The 16,611-nt window shown below is 35.6% G+C and carries 16 protein-coding genes; 2 read left to right on the forward strand and 14 right to left on the reverse strand.

The features are described 5' to 3' along the window. Positions 1–22 precede the first annotated feature (22 nt). The 10 genes from BUA02_RS01605 to BUA02_RS01650 form a co-directional block, all read right to left on the reverse strand. On the reverse strand, positions 23–358 hold the full coding sequence (locus BUA02_RS01605; protein ID WP_072700454.1) for a rhodanese-like domain-containing protein: 336 nt from the start codon (positions 356–358) through the stop codon (positions 23–25). Further along, positions 351–1,802, reverse strand: a complete 1,452-nt coding sequence (locus tag BUA02_RS01610) for a flippase (RefSeq protein WP_083572601.1) — start codon at positions 1,800–1,802, stop codon at positions 351–353. The genes BUA02_RS01605 and BUA02_RS01610 overlap by 8 nt, the downstream gene beginning before the upstream one ends. Next, positions 1,778–2,665 carry an ATP-grasp fold amidoligase family protein gene (locus tag BUA02_RS01615; protein WP_083572602.1) on the reverse strand — a complete coding sequence of 296 codons (888 nt, stop codon included), beginning with the start codon at positions 2,663–2,665 and terminating at the stop codon, positions 1,778–1,780. The genes BUA02_RS01610 and BUA02_RS01615 overlap by 25 nt, the downstream gene beginning before the upstream one ends. A gap of 120 nt (positions 2,666–2,785) precedes the next feature. Next, on the reverse strand, positions 2,786–3,970 hold the full coding sequence (locus BUA02_RS01620; RefSeq protein WP_072700456.1) for a hypothetical protein: 1,185 nt from the start codon (positions 3,968–3,970) through the stop codon (positions 2,786–2,788). After that, positions 3,960–5,114, reverse strand: coding sequence for a glycosyltransferase family 4 protein (locus BUA02_RS01625; RefSeq protein WP_072700458.1), 1,155 nt, complete (start codon positions 5,112–5,114; stop codon positions 3,960–3,962). Before BUA02_RS01625 ends, BUA02_RS01620 begins: the two co-directional genes overlap by 11 nt. A 27-nt stretch (positions 5,115–5,141) precedes the next feature. Then, complete coding sequence (locus tag BUA02_RS01630; RefSeq protein ID WP_072700460.1) at positions 5,142–6,059, reverse strand: glycosyltransferase family 2 protein; 918 nt, start codon at positions 6,057–6,059, stop codon at positions 5,142–5,144. A gap of 4 nt (positions 6,060–6,063) precedes the next feature. Next, complete coding sequence (locus tag BUA02_RS01635; protein ID WP_072701195.1) at positions 6,064–7,242, reverse strand: glycosyltransferase WbsX family protein; 1,179 nt, start codon at positions 7,240–7,242, stop codon at positions 6,064–6,066. Between the two features lie 14 nt (positions 7,243–7,256). Beyond that, positions 7,257–8,099: a LicD family protein gene (locus tag BUA02_RS01640; RefSeq protein ID WP_072700462.1), complete on the reverse strand. Its 843-nt coding sequence runs from the start codon at positions 8,097–8,099 to the stop codon at positions 7,257–7,259. An 18-nt stretch (positions 8,100–8,117) separates the two neighbouring features. Then, the gene (locus tag BUA02_RS01645) at positions 8,118–9,017 is read right to left on the reverse strand and encodes a radical SAM protein (protein ID WP_072700465.1); all 900 of its coding nucleotides are present in this window, start codon (positions 9,015–9,017) and stop codon (positions 8,118–8,120) included. A 967-nt stretch (positions 9,018–9,984) separates the two neighbouring features. Next, entirely contained in the window at positions 9,985–10,773 is a 789-nt protein-coding gene (locus BUA02_RS01650; RefSeq protein ID WP_072700467.1) for an HD domain-containing protein, read from the reverse strand. A 368-nt stretch (positions 10,774–11,141) separates the two neighbouring features. On the opposite strand from BUA02_RS01650, the gene BUA02_RS01655 reads away from it, so the two are divergent. Further along, positions 11,142–11,486, forward strand: a complete 345-nt coding sequence (locus tag BUA02_RS01655; protein ID WP_071176669.1) for a hypothetical protein — start codon at positions 11,142–11,144, stop codon at positions 11,484–11,486. Positions 11,487–11,522: 36 nt separating this feature from the next. Here BUA02_RS01655 and BUA02_RS01660 read toward each other — a convergent pair whose 3' ends face one another. The 4 genes from BUA02_RS01660 to uxuA form a co-directional block, all read right to left on the reverse strand. Next, positions 11,523–12,176 carry a 3'-5' exonuclease family protein gene (locus BUA02_RS01660; protein ID WP_242946454.1) on the reverse strand — a complete coding sequence of 218 codons (654 nt, stop codon included), beginning with the start codon at positions 12,174–12,176 and terminating at the stop codon, positions 11,523–11,525. 7 nt (positions 12,177–12,183) lie between these two features. Next, positions 12,184–12,717 carry a DUF4870 domain-containing protein gene (locus BUA02_RS01665; protein ID WP_072700469.1) on the reverse strand — a complete coding sequence of 178 codons (534 nt, stop codon included), beginning with the start codon at positions 12,715–12,717 and terminating at the stop codon, positions 12,184–12,186. 80 nt (positions 12,718–12,797) lie between these two features. Then, positions 12,798–14,417, reverse strand: a complete 1,620-nt coding sequence (locus tag BUA02_RS01670; protein ID WP_072700471.1) for a mannitol dehydrogenase family protein — start codon at positions 14,415–14,417, stop codon at positions 12,798–12,800. Between the two features lie 39 nt (positions 14,418–14,456). Continuing rightward, complete coding sequence (gene uxuA / locus BUA02_RS01675; protein WP_072700473.1) at positions 14,457–15,533, reverse strand: mannonate dehydratase; 1,077 nt, start codon at positions 15,531–15,533, stop codon at positions 14,457–14,459. A 146-nt stretch (positions 15,534–15,679) separates the two neighbouring features. On the opposite strand from uxuA, the gene BUA02_RS01680 reads away from it, so the two are divergent. Beyond that, a complete protein-coding gene (locus BUA02_RS01680; RefSeq protein ID WP_072700475.1) occupies positions 15,680–16,606 on the forward strand; it encodes a helix-turn-helix domain-containing protein in 927 nt (308 codons plus the stop codon). Positions 16,607–16,611 lie beyond the last annotated feature (5 nt).

The following is a 16,611-nucleotide window of genomic DNA, read 5'->3' on the forward strand; positions in this document are numbered from 1 at the left end:
GTTTCTTATTTCATCCCAAAACTCAAAGCACTTTCAAGCCTTTATAATCAACTATTCCGCCTATATTCTTGGCCTTCTTATATCCAAGCATTTTCATCTTATCTACTGCTCTTCTAGCCCTATTTCCGCTATGGCAATAAACAAAGATCATTGTGTCATGGTCTGGAATCTTGTCCTCAATTTCCAGAATGTCATCAACAGGGATATTGATGCTTCCTGAAATATGACCAGATTTATATTCTTCTTTCGTTCTAACATCCAGAAGGATTGCATCAGGTGTAGCTTCAAATTCCTTAAGATTCTCATTTATGTCTGTATGTTTGAATAAACTTGTTAAGCCCTTTAATATGTTACCCATTTGTCTTCCTCCTGATTAAATTCTTTATAGAAAGAAGAATGCCAAGTACAGCAAGATAAAATACTCCACTGATCAGAATCTTTACAAATAGAGCTATCAGCTGGCTAGAAATCGTTGGGGTATACCCCTGAAAAGTCACATACATTGCTATTCCAGATAGGATAAATGGAATAGAATTTATAATATTTCTACCAATGTTCGCTTCTTTGAAAACGCTTATAGACTGAACCACACATACTACAATCTCTGCTACTAGTGTTCCAATGGCAGCACCTATAGAAGCATATTTCGGAATCAATAACACGTTTAGCACTAAATTAACTGCCGCTCCAGAAAAAAGAGATGCAACAAACAACTTATCCTTTTTTCTTGGCAAAAGATATTGTGTCCTAATAACATTGGCAAATGCCAAAAAGATACAACTTGGAAGAACAACATTAAACAGTATGATACATTTTTCAAACCCCTCTCCATAAAACAAAGGTACAAAAATGTCTGACACTGTCATAATCCCAACACAAATTGAAGTAGAAATGAACATAGCAAATATGATGGATTTCTCAAATATCAACTCTGCTTCTTGGGCTTTTTCATTCTTAGAAATTATATTAGACATCCTAGGAAGCATCACTGTTCCCAATGCTGTAATAAGCGCCAATGGGACATTTATTATTTTTTCGCAACTATGGTAATAGCCAACTTCAATCTCAGATGCTAATGAACCAAGCATAATCTTATCCATGGTTTTATATATGCTCACTGCTATTGTTGGTAAAAACAATACAAGATTAGGTTTTATATGCTTTTTTATTCCATCAAGCGTTGGCCTTATGTATTTTATTCTTTTAAAGACAACCGGAAGCGCAACTAAATTACTAAAAAAGAAACCAATACAATAGATAAGTGCGTACTTCCACGTATCTTCTGCATTTTTAACGACAATAAAAATAGCCAGAGTAGTGAAAATTTTCGTGATCAAATCCCTAACTGTAGTAACCTTAAACTCTTCTAGTCCGTATAATGCCCAAGTCAGATCAATGCAGCCAGTAAAGACCATTATGATAAAGATACATGCTATCCCCTTATTTGATGCAATAGTCATGACATAGATTACATATATAAACGTAATTATTATGCCCATAAATATTTGGAATCCATATATTTCGCAGAAAGCCCGTGACAGTTTTTCTTTATCATCTTTAACATAGGCTACAGTCCTATTTCCATAATTCTGTAGTCCAAGTTTTATGAACATATAGAAGTAAAATGCTATTGAATAGTTATATGAATACTTTCCAAGCCCTTCTGCATGTAATATGCGAGATAGGTATGGCAATGTAATAAGCGGAATAATTATTCCGCTTAACTGATATATCGCATTAAATATAAAGTTTCTTTTTACACTCACTTTTTGCGCCATTATATACCAGATTCCAAATCCCACTGATTTCCTAATATCTCATCAAATTCCTCTGGAACATGTTTAAATAATCCACTTCCAGTTGAAAAGGTCATTTCACCAAAATATATCTTTCCATTGACATTATATAGATCCACCCTTACGTGTGAAAAACCTTCAGAAAGCTTCTCTGCTATTTCAATCATTTTTGAATAATTAGCAGGTTTTTCAATCTGCTTAGTAATAGGTGTAAAATCCGCTCTGTAATATGGCAACAGATTAAAATTCTTATCAAATATGCCCAATTTCGCATTTGTATGAATAGGATAGGTGTCTATCATTACATATAAACAATAAACCTTTCCTCCAAAGCAAAAAAATTTATAATCAGGCAAATCACCTTCGCAATCCTCTAAAAGGTTTTTCTCGATGTATATCTGTGGTCTAATGTCTTTGTATTGCATTTCAAATGAATTATATGCAAAGTTCTGCTTCAGCCAACTATTAGCTTTATCTTTAATATCATCAAAGCTAATTTCTTTTTTATCATCAACTACAACATTCAACCCGCTACCATGATTTGCTTTGATAACAAAACTGTCTGGCAAAGAATCATAGTCTATATCATCGGCAGAACTATATGCTTTACCAATGGTAGGAATAAGATATTCTCCTCCTATTTTTTCTTCCACCCAGCTTCTAACTGCCACCTTATCCGACAATCTTGATATCATCGGATCGTTCCTATTAATCTTACTCCACTGAATCTTCTCTGTATAAGTTCTTGGATTTTTCAGGTTGCATTTTTTTCCCATTATTTTTTTGTACTTATAACTAACATACATACCCCAACACTTCTTGGGCATGTGCTTTTTTATTTTGATAAACACTTCTCTTTTTATAGCCATTTTTCCAAGTTCCCTTTGTTCTGAAGAAAATTCCTTCTCACCTTTTCCTCTCAAAACGTATATATAACGGAAATGATATATCCAAAAGAAAAATATTCTGAACCATTGTACTGGTAAAAATCATCTCCATACCAACTTTAGCCTGTATTTTTCTGCTGACTCGTATTCATAATTTACTTTTTTATTGTATAGTGCGTTTGATAAAAGAATCAAAAACAAATTCTGTGATAGGAAAAAGAAGTTATTCTCCATAATTCCATAAATTGAATACATACACAGAATCATCACAAGGAAATTGTGTCCACTGTTTTTTAAAATAAACATAGTTTTAATGAAAACTACAGAAAAAAGAATAAATACCAATATTCCATATCTTATAAGTATAGAAGCATAGGCATTATCAAGCCAAAAATGAAGAACTCTGCCAGTTCCTGGTTTTTTTACTATCATCTTAACTTCCTGCCCAAGCATTTTTATTCCATAATAATTTATTACTTTATGGCACAACGAAAACCTATGAGAAAGAAAATCGTCAAATTTAGCAAGTATATGAATTCTCTTAACATTAGTAATTGATAAGAGGACACTCATAATATTTGCTATAATCGCTATGCTTATATAAATGTCACTCAAAAAACTTAGCTTCACACCTAAAATTGCCAAGAAATAGTAAATTGTTATCAACACAGCAAAAATAATCAAAGCATAACAAGCCGTCTTTGAATTTGCCGTATTATAGATAAAATAAGATGCCCAAATAACCACTAAAAAATCTAATATATTAAATTTTTTTCTCCTTAGATAACATCTACACACGACCAAAAGGAAAATTCTAATTCCTAACTGATTTGGATGTGTGAAACCATATGAATGTCTTAAAATATTGCCTCTGTAAAATGTGTATTCTTCAATGAATCCAAAATAGAAAAGATAAAAAATCCAAAACACCATCAACAGCTGGACATAATATGCTACTTTGACAGCCTTTTCAAAATCTATATCGCGTGTAGCTACTATAAAGAGCCATGTAGACATCATAATATTATGATGTGACTGCAATGTTACTATAGCAATTAATCCGGTAGTAATAACAACAATAGCAAGTTCTTTTAGCTCATACTTTTGAAAAAACACTATCTGTATTAAAAGCATAGCCAAAACAACATAAGCAAAAGTATCATTAAGCTGACTTGTTTCCATGCCGAAGATTTTTTCAATTTTCGAATTAAAAATAACCTCTGACCCAAACCAAAACGCCAGTATCAGATATATGAAATTATGACCAATCCTACTTTTATTCTCCATATCTACCACTTAAAGTTAATTCGTAAAGATCACTAATATCACTAAAGTACTTCTCCTCAGTGAAATAACTCATAGCCTTTTTCTTAGCATTATCCCCCAATTTTGTCATTACTTTTACATTATCGATAAGATATTGCATCTTCTCACAAAGATCTTTGCTATCACCGTTTTTGTATAATAAACCATTTTGCAAGTTATCAACTAATTCGGGATTTGCTCCACTATCACTTGCAATCACACACACACCCGCAGCCATATATTCTGCCGTAGTTCTTCCAAATCCTTCGTCACTTGAGCACATCAGTCCACAATGATAATTATGAAGCTCCTCTATTACATTTTTCCTATATCCCATAAACCTTATAGTTTTTTCTAATTTGTACTCTTTGACAAGCACCTTTAGATCACGAATAAGCTGAGCATCTCCATCCCCATAAAAATCCACTATCACTTTATCTTTATTATTCAAATTCTTAACAGCATCAATGACTTCTTCATGACCTTTCCTAGGGATAAATCCACTTGTCATAACAAACTTCACTACTTCATCTTCAGATTCTGCTTTAGTATTAACGGATGGAAATGAGACTCCATTATATATCCTAACAATTTTATTTTGGTCTAATCCCCATTCTATCCATTTTTTTCTAACATACTCTGAAACTGCAATAAACTTTGTCGCATGACTATTCATATAATGAATATGGTTTTTCCTCAATATAACTCTATCTCTTCCTGGCTCTCTTAAATGCCAGATCAAAGGAATTCCATATTTTTTAGACAATTCAGCACCAATGTCAATTCTTGATGAATTACAATGAATCAAATCAAAAGAATGTGAACTCATGATCTTGCGGATTTTTATGCATGTAATCAAATTTCCTGCATCATGCTGAAATTTCTTAAATACACATCGCAATATATTTCTTATTCCAGTCTTCTTTCCCTGATACTCCATGAAGTAGTAATACGGTAATTTGACCACTTCACATCCTATTTCACTATAGAAAGAAATATCCACCATGCTTGAAGGCACCATTATTACGACATTATGTCCTTTTTGAATCAATCCTCTAACAAGCGTCTTCCCAGAAAAAGCAGCTCCATATTTAGTATCTCTCTCTACAATAAATAATATGTTCATCCACAAACTCTCTCAAATACCATAAAATCATAAAGTCAAATACATCCAGATATTTCTCTTAGAACGTTTTATTCCATACTTCAAAAAAACAGAGATTCTTTTTATTTTTCCATAATCATAAAAAGCCTTTAATGAATTTATCATTTCTCTGTCACGTTCATGTAAAAAGTCAACACAAGATAATTCAATCGCCTGTCTAACAAATCTTTCTGTCCTATCCTTTGATTTCTTCACTTGTTGTCCCATAAATAGATTTTTAACATAGTCTAAGTAATTATCTTTTTTTGCGCCAACTTCGTTATTTGAATGTTGTCTGTACTTAATAAGCGCTTTATCAACATATACGATTTTTCCAGTAGCAGAAGCAACGCAGACCAACCACCAATCATGATGAAACAAACTGCTAGTATTCTCAAGCCTTAACGTTTGTTTTGCAAGACTGTTATTAAATAAGCATGTGCAACCAGCGGCAATATTTTCAGAAATAACCTGATTAAGTTTTGTTCTCCTTGGATTTATGTTGCAATAACTCATGAAAGAATCTGAAATTACGTGCAAGTCAGAGCCAACGACTATCATATCTGAAAACAGCAATACTGGTGCATGATTCTCATTCTCTTTTTTAGCAATCTGCATCATTATTTCTATTTTGTCTGAGTTCCAGACATCGTCTTGATCTGCAAACATGTACCAATCAGCTTGTACCATGCTTAGCATATACATAAAGTTATTATTAGCAGAGTGTTGAAAAGTTTTCCCTTCAATAACCTTTATTTTGTCAGGAAATTCTCTTTCATATTCTCCAATAATTTCCTCTGTTGAATCGCTCGAACCATCATCATGAATATATAAGCAATAGTCATCATAGTTTTGGTGCATGATTGACTCTATAGCTTGACATATATATTTTTCTCCATTGTATGTAGCCATCAAAACAGCAAGCATATATTTACGCTCCACTCTTACCAAAAGCTTTTTTTAAAGCTTCCAGATAACCATACTTATTCTTTTCATCTGGCTCTATATAGCATCCTTCTGCCCATTCATTCCACGCATTCAAAAAGATATATTCTTTTTTGTATTCATTTTTCACTTTGTCTATTAAACATGTCATATTCTTTTCAAATTTTTGTGGCGTACTTCCATAGATTATGCGAGCTTCATATTTTGTTCTAGCTGTATTATCCCAATTAACAAATGCTCCTGGATAATAAGAAGGACTTACTTTTCGATTAAGTATTTTTTCCCATATTAGATCATATTTGATTCTGTTTAATAAAAGCCCCCCCATCCTTTTGGGCCATTTCTTTTTAAAAAATAAACGAAGTATCCTTTTAGCGCCATTACAGTAACAAATAACATTTAAAGGAAAAAGATTTACAAATTCTTTTATCGCACCATGTATCGGATAATATTTCGTGCTCCTTATCGTAAAACCAGGCTCATACATTATATTTCCATCCAGGTTATCATCTATCCTCTTAAACCTGTTGGCTGCACAATAATCCGTTCCCTGTGCCATAATGAAAAGATCCTTGAAGCCTGCTTCTTTCGCCATTTTTCTCCAACATTTTATCATCTCGCTAAATTGAGGCACCAGTTCAGGTCTATACACTATAATCAATGGTTTTTCAGCTATCCTTATATACCTTTCATCTTTAAAAAATTCTAAAAGATACAAAAAATGCTTTTTCCACTCAGTTTCACCACCATATTTTTGCTCAATGAGGATATCTGTATTTCCTTTTGCACCATTCCACTTTCTTGTCCAAGACTCATTTGCCCACGATAAACAAAAATGAATATTTAGAGATTTATCATCAAGAAATTGTTCCAATGGCTTTTCCATTAACAGTTTTCCATTAAACCAATAGTGATAGAAGCAAAAACCATAAACCCCATACTTTTTAGCCAGTTCTATTTGCCAAAGCCAAGTATCTTTATTTAACAAATTATAGTAGTTTTCATTCAACGGAATATGCGGCTGATAATGGCCTTCATACAAAGGTCTAGCTTTTCTTGTATTGGTCCATTCTGTGAAGCCTTCTCCCCACCAATTATCATTTTCCTTAAATCTATGAAATTGTGGTAAATAAAAGGCTATTACCTTAGGATTATTAGTATCCATCAACGTTTTTCCATTCATCTGATTATTTCAACATCACCATGTTTTTCTCTATCACTTATAGGAGGTAATTCCATATAATTCTGGCCATAAATTTGTTTTACATACTCTTCAGCTTTTTCATATATAGGTATTTCACAACCAGAAAACTGATGCATTTTCCCTTTACCTATCATTTCCTTTGAAATCATCTCTCTTTTTCTATATCGTCCACTGTATACACACACAACTTTTGAATTATCATAATCGTATTTACAGCAAAGCTTATTATACTTTTTGACAAGTTTATCCTCATCTAATCTATCTATGATTGGAGATATCAAATGCCCGTATTTAATAACAACTCTCTCGATAAAAGGCCTATGTCTCCTATTTTTCATATATTCAATCTTCTGAAGGTATTTTATCCTCTTAAGTTTTAAAACAGTGAAAATGAACATGATACGATAGAAATGAATCATCCTCAATAAGCCATTATTAGGAGTACCATCAATCGGAAAAACATCTATATACAAATATGGAAATAGCTCATTCCACTCACTATCTCCTCTGCTACATCTAACCGTAGTATCCATAAATCTGGAAAAAAGTAACTCTTTATCAAATTTTGCCGAAATTCCTTTATCAAACAACTTATTTGACTCTTCACTAATTAGTATTTCATAGTCTTTCCTTGGAATAGCAATATCCATATCATCATCCCAAGGAATAAAGCCATCGTGCCTAATCGCACCCAAAGCAGTTCCGCCGCAACCATAATAACGTATCTTTTTCTTGTCACAAAAATCTGCCAAAATTCCATATAACCTTAATAATTCATTTTGGAGGTCATCTAATTTATTTTCATTTGTATTATCCATAACCAATTAACCACTCAATCACTTCGTTTTTAACTGCTCTGCCACAGGAATTGGAACATAATCTTCTGTTCCTTCGTCACAATAGTTACAAGCTAAAAGATATTTCCTTTGATTGAGATCATAAATATCTTTTCTTATTTCTTCACGGGATCTTTCTTTTGTAAAATCAACATAGTCACTCTCAACATCCGGAATACCTAATTTTGTGCCAAAAGCTGCACGTGGGCAAAAATATAATTTTCCATCATGTAAATTGCGGCAGATCTCTCCACAATGTTTGAACTGTTTCTTAAGCTCTTTTTTGCTCCTGCCTCTAAAATGCAAGTCACCTGGATCAAACCAGTTCTTTTCATCTGATCCTCGTACTATACAATTTATACCATTCTGATTGCAAAGTTCTTTAATACTGTCTCTATTTCTAGATAATTCACCATAATCACTTATCTGTATTTTCAATTTTGGATTCTGCAAAGTTTCCAATATATCCTGTTTTGGAATAATAGTTCCATTAGTCACTATTTCTACTGTTCTTACTTTAGGACAATCAATTGCGTGTTGAACAACCTCTTTTAAATTTGAGTATAGAAAAGGCTCCCCTCCCAAGATTCTGAAAATCTGTATGGCATCTACTGAATCAAATAATCTGTCCATATATTTCAAAGTTTTTTCAAGTTCAAAATCCACTGGAGCTTCAAAATACGGCATCATGAATACACAATGCTTGCATCTCAAATTACATTTCTGCGTAACCGGAAGTTCAACATGATACAGATAAAGATAATCAAAGATCTTATACATGATCTTACAAGCAAAACGATATGCAGGAAAAAGCCGTGCCCTTAAAGCCACTCTCTTTACGCCAATATGCTTTCCCTTTTCAGCAAAATAATATATTATTTTCAACAATCTTTCTTGCACTATTATCCCCTTTATATCAATACTTGCTTTTATGCTAATTATAATCTATATATAGTTGTTTGTCATAGAAAAAGCGCAGATTTGGTGTAATCTGCGCTTATTTTTCTAATTTCAAATATTTCAATTTACATTATGCCTTTCAAGGCGATCATTATAGACATTACCGCAAAAGATACAGTGAGAAAGGGACTTGCCACGCAAAAATGGCATAGAAAGACGCGCACAGATATTCAGAATCACAAAGTGATCCTGTCAGTGCAATAGGAGTTTGGGGACTCTACTGTATCTTTTACGTATGGAAGAAATGAAAGGTGCAAGATGTAGTTCCTACTTCAGCAAATTAGACATGCTGTTTGCACCGTCATTGCGCTCAAAATGAGCAGATAAATGAGGTCAATGTTTACTAGTCGAAAAGAGATTAGCACAGGTAAAAATGTAAGTAAATACTTCTTAAGCAATCTTAAGAATATCTACTGCAAATCTTAAGAAAGTCATAAGAAATATGCATAATCTCGTATTTTCTTGTACGTCAATTGGGTTTGGGTTTGAACATCAGATTACCAAAGATATAAGATCTTTCAAGGAAATTTAAATAAGACATTTTTGCAAAAAGATACAGTGAGAATCAGACTCTACTCCAAAAAGAGCGAGGAAAGATAAGCACAGCTATTGAACACCCCAATGTCCAAATAGGTGCAAATAGGAGTTCTTAAGGCTCTCCTGTATCTTTTGCATATGGTAGATATGAATGATGCACGAAGTATTACTTACTCCAACAAATTAGACATGCTGGAAGCATCACTCATGCGCTCAAAGCGAGCAGACAAACATTGATAAAAGACTCTTGTTCCATCATGGAAACAAGACACCAAAGACAAAAAATGAAATAAACATTTTTTGTAGAAGTCTTAAGATAATCTAACGATGATCCTAAGAGAATAAATATAAACTTCGAGTTGATTTTGCTTTAAGCTTCCCATTCTTTTGCAAGTTCACATCTTGCAATCTCAAGGGCTTCCCTTGTTTGGGGATTTCGAGTTTGAAAAGCAAACAGCTTCTCAAGATATCCCTGACGTTTTGCTATTTCACGACTCTTTGGGTAAACCAGTTCAAACATAAGTGCAATATGTCCCATCAGATGGTCGACTGGTGTTTTTCTAACTTCACGCGTAACAGTCTGATGATTTCTGATCTGTGCCAGAACCTCAGGCGATACTGATGAGGTATATAAAATCTCTTCAGTAGTGTTATATATATCCGTAAAAGGAGTTTCTACGTTCACGCGAAGTATATCCACTTTGTCCGCATCACGGAGGATATTACAGATAGAAAGTGTTTTTTCGTCTAAGCCATCCTGCACACGAAATTTGTTGTGATTTCTGATGGCAATTTCAAGAATATTGTCCCACTCTCTTGTATCCAGAAATTCTTTGATCATTTTGTTATCTTTAAAAAGAATATCAGCTCCAAACTCTGCATGGTCTACAGATTCTATATCCATAAAGGTATTATAGAGCCGGACCTGCTCAAATCTCCCGATATCGTGCAGCATTCCGGATAGCCACGCAAGCTCTATGAAGTCGACAGCTTCAGGATTGGCAATATCTCCCACAATTGAAGTAGCGATCTCTCTACATATCTCGCTTACTCTGTAGGTATGATCAATCTTGAGTGCTATCTTAGGATCTTCTGGATTATATTTTTTGGTATACCCAGCAAAAACTTCCTTAACACGAAGTTCATCAAAGTTGATCATTTCTCTGCTATTCCCTTCAGTTATAACAAATTTAAGCCAATGAACTAAATCGTACAGAGATGGCCATTCTCTATACTATTCAGATTATAATGCAAAGACAGTAGGAAACGAAATCCTTTTCATAACCAACCGTTAAAAATTTATCATACCGATAATTTTTTGTAAAGTATAGATATAAAATTTTTATAAACTTTTTGCAATCTAATTTCGTAATTATGAATTTTTACTTGCAACTATTTTTCTTTCCCACATAAATACAGTTTTTATTTCACACAATTCACACAACTTCATACTAAAATAAAAATGTAGCTTAATTAATTACTAATCCATCCGATATACATATTGAAGTGGTTATAAGGGAGATAGATATGGATTTTAATTTTCTAGCTGCAGCCAACGGAATAACAAGTAAATATCTAAATCAGCTCCAGCCATCTAATGCCTCTGATTCTTTGGAACTAAGTGATGACTTAAAGGGCAGATTTGGTGAGAAATTCGATCAGGCTTATGACGAAATGCAGGCCGCAAGATTATTAAATGCCAGCATGAGACAAAGCTATGAGGCTGCACACAAAGACGATTTATATGCCCATGCCAGCAGGCTTGGATATTCAATAGATAACAGAGTAATAGATATGCTTCACTTAGAGATATCAGACAAGATGAACGCCCAGATAAATGAAGCAATGAATAGCGCAATACAGAGCATTTAAAAACTGCCATCGCCGCAAGGACAATGGCAGTCTTTTTTATAATTTAGCACATCCATAGGTTTCAAGCGAATGTCCCAATAATTCAACTATCTTAAGCTCATCCACAGCGTCGTAAACTGCGTTGTGGATCTCTTTATATCTGGAATCGCCAGTCAGCATTCTCATGATAGGCTCAACTCCATAATTGCTCTTAAGTCTTCCAGTCTTGCAACAAAGCGCCGTTTCAGGAATAGCCCTGTTATACTGCTTGTAAGCTGCAAGTCTCATGATATCAAACCACTCAAAGTGTTGAAGTTCAGGAAGATGACCATAGTCAAACTTGGCATTGTAAGCCATGATTTTTTTTACATTATTATGTAAAAGATATTTCTCAAGATCAGCAATTGCTGCATCCCTATTACAAGAAATCCCCTTAACACCTCTGTAATTCATAACATTTGAATAGATACCTCCCACATAGCACTCAGGCTCAAAAATGTAGTATCTCTTATCTACACATTTAAAACTTTCAGCGTCGGCTATGGCAACTCCCAAAGACATAACAGCGTCATGCCAGTTGGTCTCTGTATCTATTACTGCTATCCTGTCTGAAGCACATGGTGTAAAAAAAACACTTTCTTTTGCTACTGTCTTCTTTTCCTGGACAGACTGGTTCTTTATCATGTTCAAAAAATCTAGAGAACTGTTCATACTAACCTTATTTCAAAAATCCGATATCACCGATGATAGGAAGCTCTTTTGCCTTGCCCTGAAGTGCCCATACGATAGCGATGATCTTGACGATAAAAAGCACAAGACATGCAATACCAGTAACAAGCCAACCAAGTATAGGAATGATACTTGGGATCAAGCACAAGATAATAGCAATATCAAATCTTATTGCATTCTTGGCATGGAATCTTGTATATGGTGTGTTAACGAGAAGAGCTATGATGATACCAAAAATCTCAAAGAGATAGCAAGCTGCACCAAAGAGCTTGTTATCAGCGATATCGTTAGCATCAAACTCGTTTGTGTGGTCCTTAGGATCATTATAAACTATAGGCTGCTGATATGGAGCCTGCTGAGCGTTCACAAATACTGGTGTCCCCTGCTGAACGTTCTGCTGTGATGCCTGCTGCATAGTAGGCTGAGCCGCCTGCTGCTCTGCTGGCTTGATCTCAACTCCGCAATTAGTGCAAAAGATTACACTGTCATCAACCTGATTTCCGCAATTCTGACATACTTTCATTTCATTACCCTCCTAAAAAAAACTAGTACTTTGAACATCGATAAATCCAAAGTACTAGTAAATTTTACATTTTATAACATTTAATTGCAATACTTATGAAGAGTATTTCTAACTGCATCTGTACCTGAAATAAGCTCCATGAAATAGCCAAGGATCTTGTCTGTAAGGCCAGCTGTTTCAAGATCTGTTCCAAAGATGCTTGCATCCTTTAAAAGTGGCATAACAAGCTCTTTTACCTTGTCTGCATCACTCTCACCAAGCTTAATATCCTTAACAAATCCCTGTGCCTTCTCAAGCATCGGATCTGGGCTTGGCTCAAATTTATTACCCTTGTCATCAAGTCCCATGAGATAACGAAGCCATCCAGCATGTACAAGTGGAATAAGCTTAAGGTCGCTGACATTGAGCTTATCAGAAGCAAGATAAGCCTTGATAGTCTCACCAAATCTGATTCCAAGCTTCTGAGATGTGTCACAGGCAATTCTCTGTGGTGTATCAGGCATGAACTTATTAGGAATTCTAACGTTAACTACTGTGTCGATGAACTCCTTAGGGCTGATAACTCCAGGATCTGTAACAACAGGAAGTCCCTCAACATAGCCGATTGTCTTAACAAGGCTCACAAGGTCCTCATCCTTCATCTCTTCTGAGATCTTGTCATAACCAAGGAGGCATCCATATACAGCAAGTGCTGTGTGAAGAGGATTAAGGCATGTGCAAACCTTCATTCTCTCTACCTTGTCTACTGTCTCTTTATCTGTGAAGATTACGCCAACCTTCTCAAGAGCTGGTCTTCCGTTAGGAAATTTGTCCTCGATAACGAGATATTCGCTTTCTTCAGCATTTACGAAAGGTGCAACCCAAGTCTTCTTGGATGTTACAACTGCTTCAAGCTCTTCAACGCCATCACCAGCAAGGATTGCGTTTACTGAGTCGTCTGGTCTAGGTGTGATCTTGTCGATCATTGACCATGGGAATGAAACCTTGTTCTCATCCTCAATGTAGCTTACAAAACCAGCATCTGCCTTACCGTTTTCAACCCACTTCTTAGCAAAAGAGCTAACGGCATCATGAAGCTTATCGCCGTTGTGTGAGCAATTGTCTGTGCTGACCATAGCGATTGCCTTAGCACCTGCTACATATCTCTCATGCAAAAGAGCTACAACCTTACCGATATAGCTCTGTGGTCTTTCTGGTCCATTTACAAAATCATCTGCAACTGCTGGAAGGATCTCACCTGCAGGATTAACAAGACTATAGCCCTTCTCAGTAATTGTAAATGTACACATCTTAAGAGAATCTGCTCTAAAGATCTCTTTTAATCTCTCAAATTCTTTGTCATCGTTAGAATCAAGGATGCATGACTCTGCAATACTTCCGATAACATTCTTTTCAACAGAACCATCTGCCTTAAGAGTTACCAGAATAGAAAGATTATCATGAGGACGATACATCTTTTCAATAATCTCATAATCAAATCCCTCAACTACAGTAATGCCCTTATCATTAAGTCCCTCTGCAAGCATTCTCTGAGACAGATTTGCCTGGAATGCTCTAAAAATGTTACCTGCGCCAAAATGTACCCACTCAGGATTAGCAACTGTCTCCTTGATCATCTTTTCTCTATCAAATGCTGGAAGAGCATATCCCTTCTCTTTCCAGGAATTGTCTGTCTTTATGCTATTATCACACAGCTTCATACTTATTCTCCTTTTCTCGGTATAACCTTAGTTTCTATATTAGATTCCTCTCTCGTGGCTTTTCTTGATAGCTTCCCAAAGTCCGCTGATGTATGTTGCACCAAGTGCTCTATCATAGAGGCCATAACCTGGCATTGCAACTTCGCCCCAGATCATTCTGCCGTGGTCAGGACGGATTGGTCCGTTAAAGCCTGTCTCGTAGAGAGCCTTAACGATCTCGTACATATCAAATGTTCCATCCTCTGAAAGATGAGCAGCCTCCTCAAAGTTTGTAGGAGAAATAAACTTAAGGTTACGAACATGTGCAAAGTGAATTCTGCCCTCAAGTGCTCTGATCATGTGTGGAAGATCATTCTCAAGACTTGTTCCATAAGAACCTGAGCAGAATGTAACACCATTGTGTACATCATCTACAGCTTTCATGAGCTTTAAGATGTTCTTTTCATTGTTGATGATCCTTGGAAGGCCAAATACTGACCAAGCTGGATCATCAGGATGAATAGCCATCTTGATATCATATTTGTTACAAACAGGCATGATAGCCTTAAGGAAATAAACAATGTTCTCAAAGAGCTTGTCCTCATCAACATCCTTGTAAATCTCGAAGAGCTCTTTTACGTGAGCCATTCTCTCTGGCTCCCAGCCTGGCATTACAGTACCGTTCATCTCACCAGAAATAGACTCGAACATCTTCTCAGGATTGATGGCATCGATTGCTTCCTGTGTATAAGCAAGAACTGTTGAACCATCTTCTCTCTTTCTTGCAAGCTCAGATCTTGTCCAGTCAAATACAGGCATGAAATTGTAGCATACCATGTGGATATCTTCTTTACCAAGGTTCTCGAGTGTCTTGATATAGTTGTCGATATGAAGATCTCTGTCTGCTGTAGCAGCCTTTATCGCATCTGATACGTTAACTGACTCGATGCCAGCAATATGCATGCCCTCAGCTTCTACTTCTCTCTTAAGAGCCTTGATCTCATCCTGCTCCCAAAGTTCACCAGCCTGCTTGTTATAAAGAGTTGTGATAACTCCCTTCACGCCAGGAATCTGTCTGATCTGCCAAAGCTTAACAGTATCATAATCTGTGCCATACCAGCGAAGTGTCATTTCCATAATTTTGTACTCTCCTTATTAAAAATATCCTATTGTTCGATAATTCTTTTTTTGTTATACCTACAATAGTTTTTTTCGAATAAAAAGAGAATGGAATAAGTTGTTTCCAATATTGCAAAAATTGTTACTGATGGTAAGATAGACTTATGAAAAACAAATTAAGATCATCCTTCAACACAAGACAATACATGGTTTCATCGGACTTTGAAGTGTTCTTTTATCAGGACAAAAACTTCAAGACCTTAAGTCCACATGCCCACGATTATTACGAGTGCTATCTCTTCATCGAGGGCGATGTTACTATGGAAATCTTTAATCAAAATGGAGATTCTTCTCATTATGAGATGTCCCCTGGAGATCTGATGCTAGTGCCCCCAGGAATCTACCACCACGCCCTGATGCATGACTCAGACAAAGACTACAAGCGCTTTGTCTTTTGGATCAGCAAGGACTGCTGTGAGAAACTTACCCAGGAATCAGTAGACTACATGTATCTTATCCAGAAAGCTGAAGCCTTTAAAAGATATATCTATCATCTGACACCAGCTTCTTTCCACCTTGTAGAATCGAAGTTCCTAAGATTATTAGAAGAAATAGCAGGAGACAGGTACGGAAGCGGTGCCATAAGGCATCTTTGCCTCTGCGACCTCATTCTTACCATTAACAGGATAATTTACGAGGATGACCACCAAAAGTCTGGAAGTGAGGAGCTTACTCTTTTCCAGAATATCCTCTCCTACGTTGAGACCAATCTTGAAGACACCCTTTCTCTTGACGACATTGCAAGGCAGTTTTTTGTGAGCAAATACTACATTGCCCACCTGTTCAAGGATACTCTCGGAGTTTCTCTTCATCAGTACATAATCAAAAAGCGTCTCGAGGAATGTCGAAACGCCATAACAGCAGGGTCCAGTATCACAACAACCTATGAAAAGTTTGGATTTAGGGATTACTCCAGCTTTTTTAAAGCCTTTAAAAAGGAATATGGCATGTCACCAAAAGAATTCCAGAACCTGTCAGCATTAAAGGTTATTTCATCGAGCCAAAATATTGCAATTACGGATACAAAATAAGATAA

Origin of the sequence: Butyrivibrio hungatei DSM 14810 (assembly GCF_900143205.1) — a bacterium.
Taxonomy (GTDB): Bacteria; Bacillota; Clostridia; order Lachnospirales; family Lachnospiraceae; genus Butyrivibrio; species Butyrivibrio hungatei.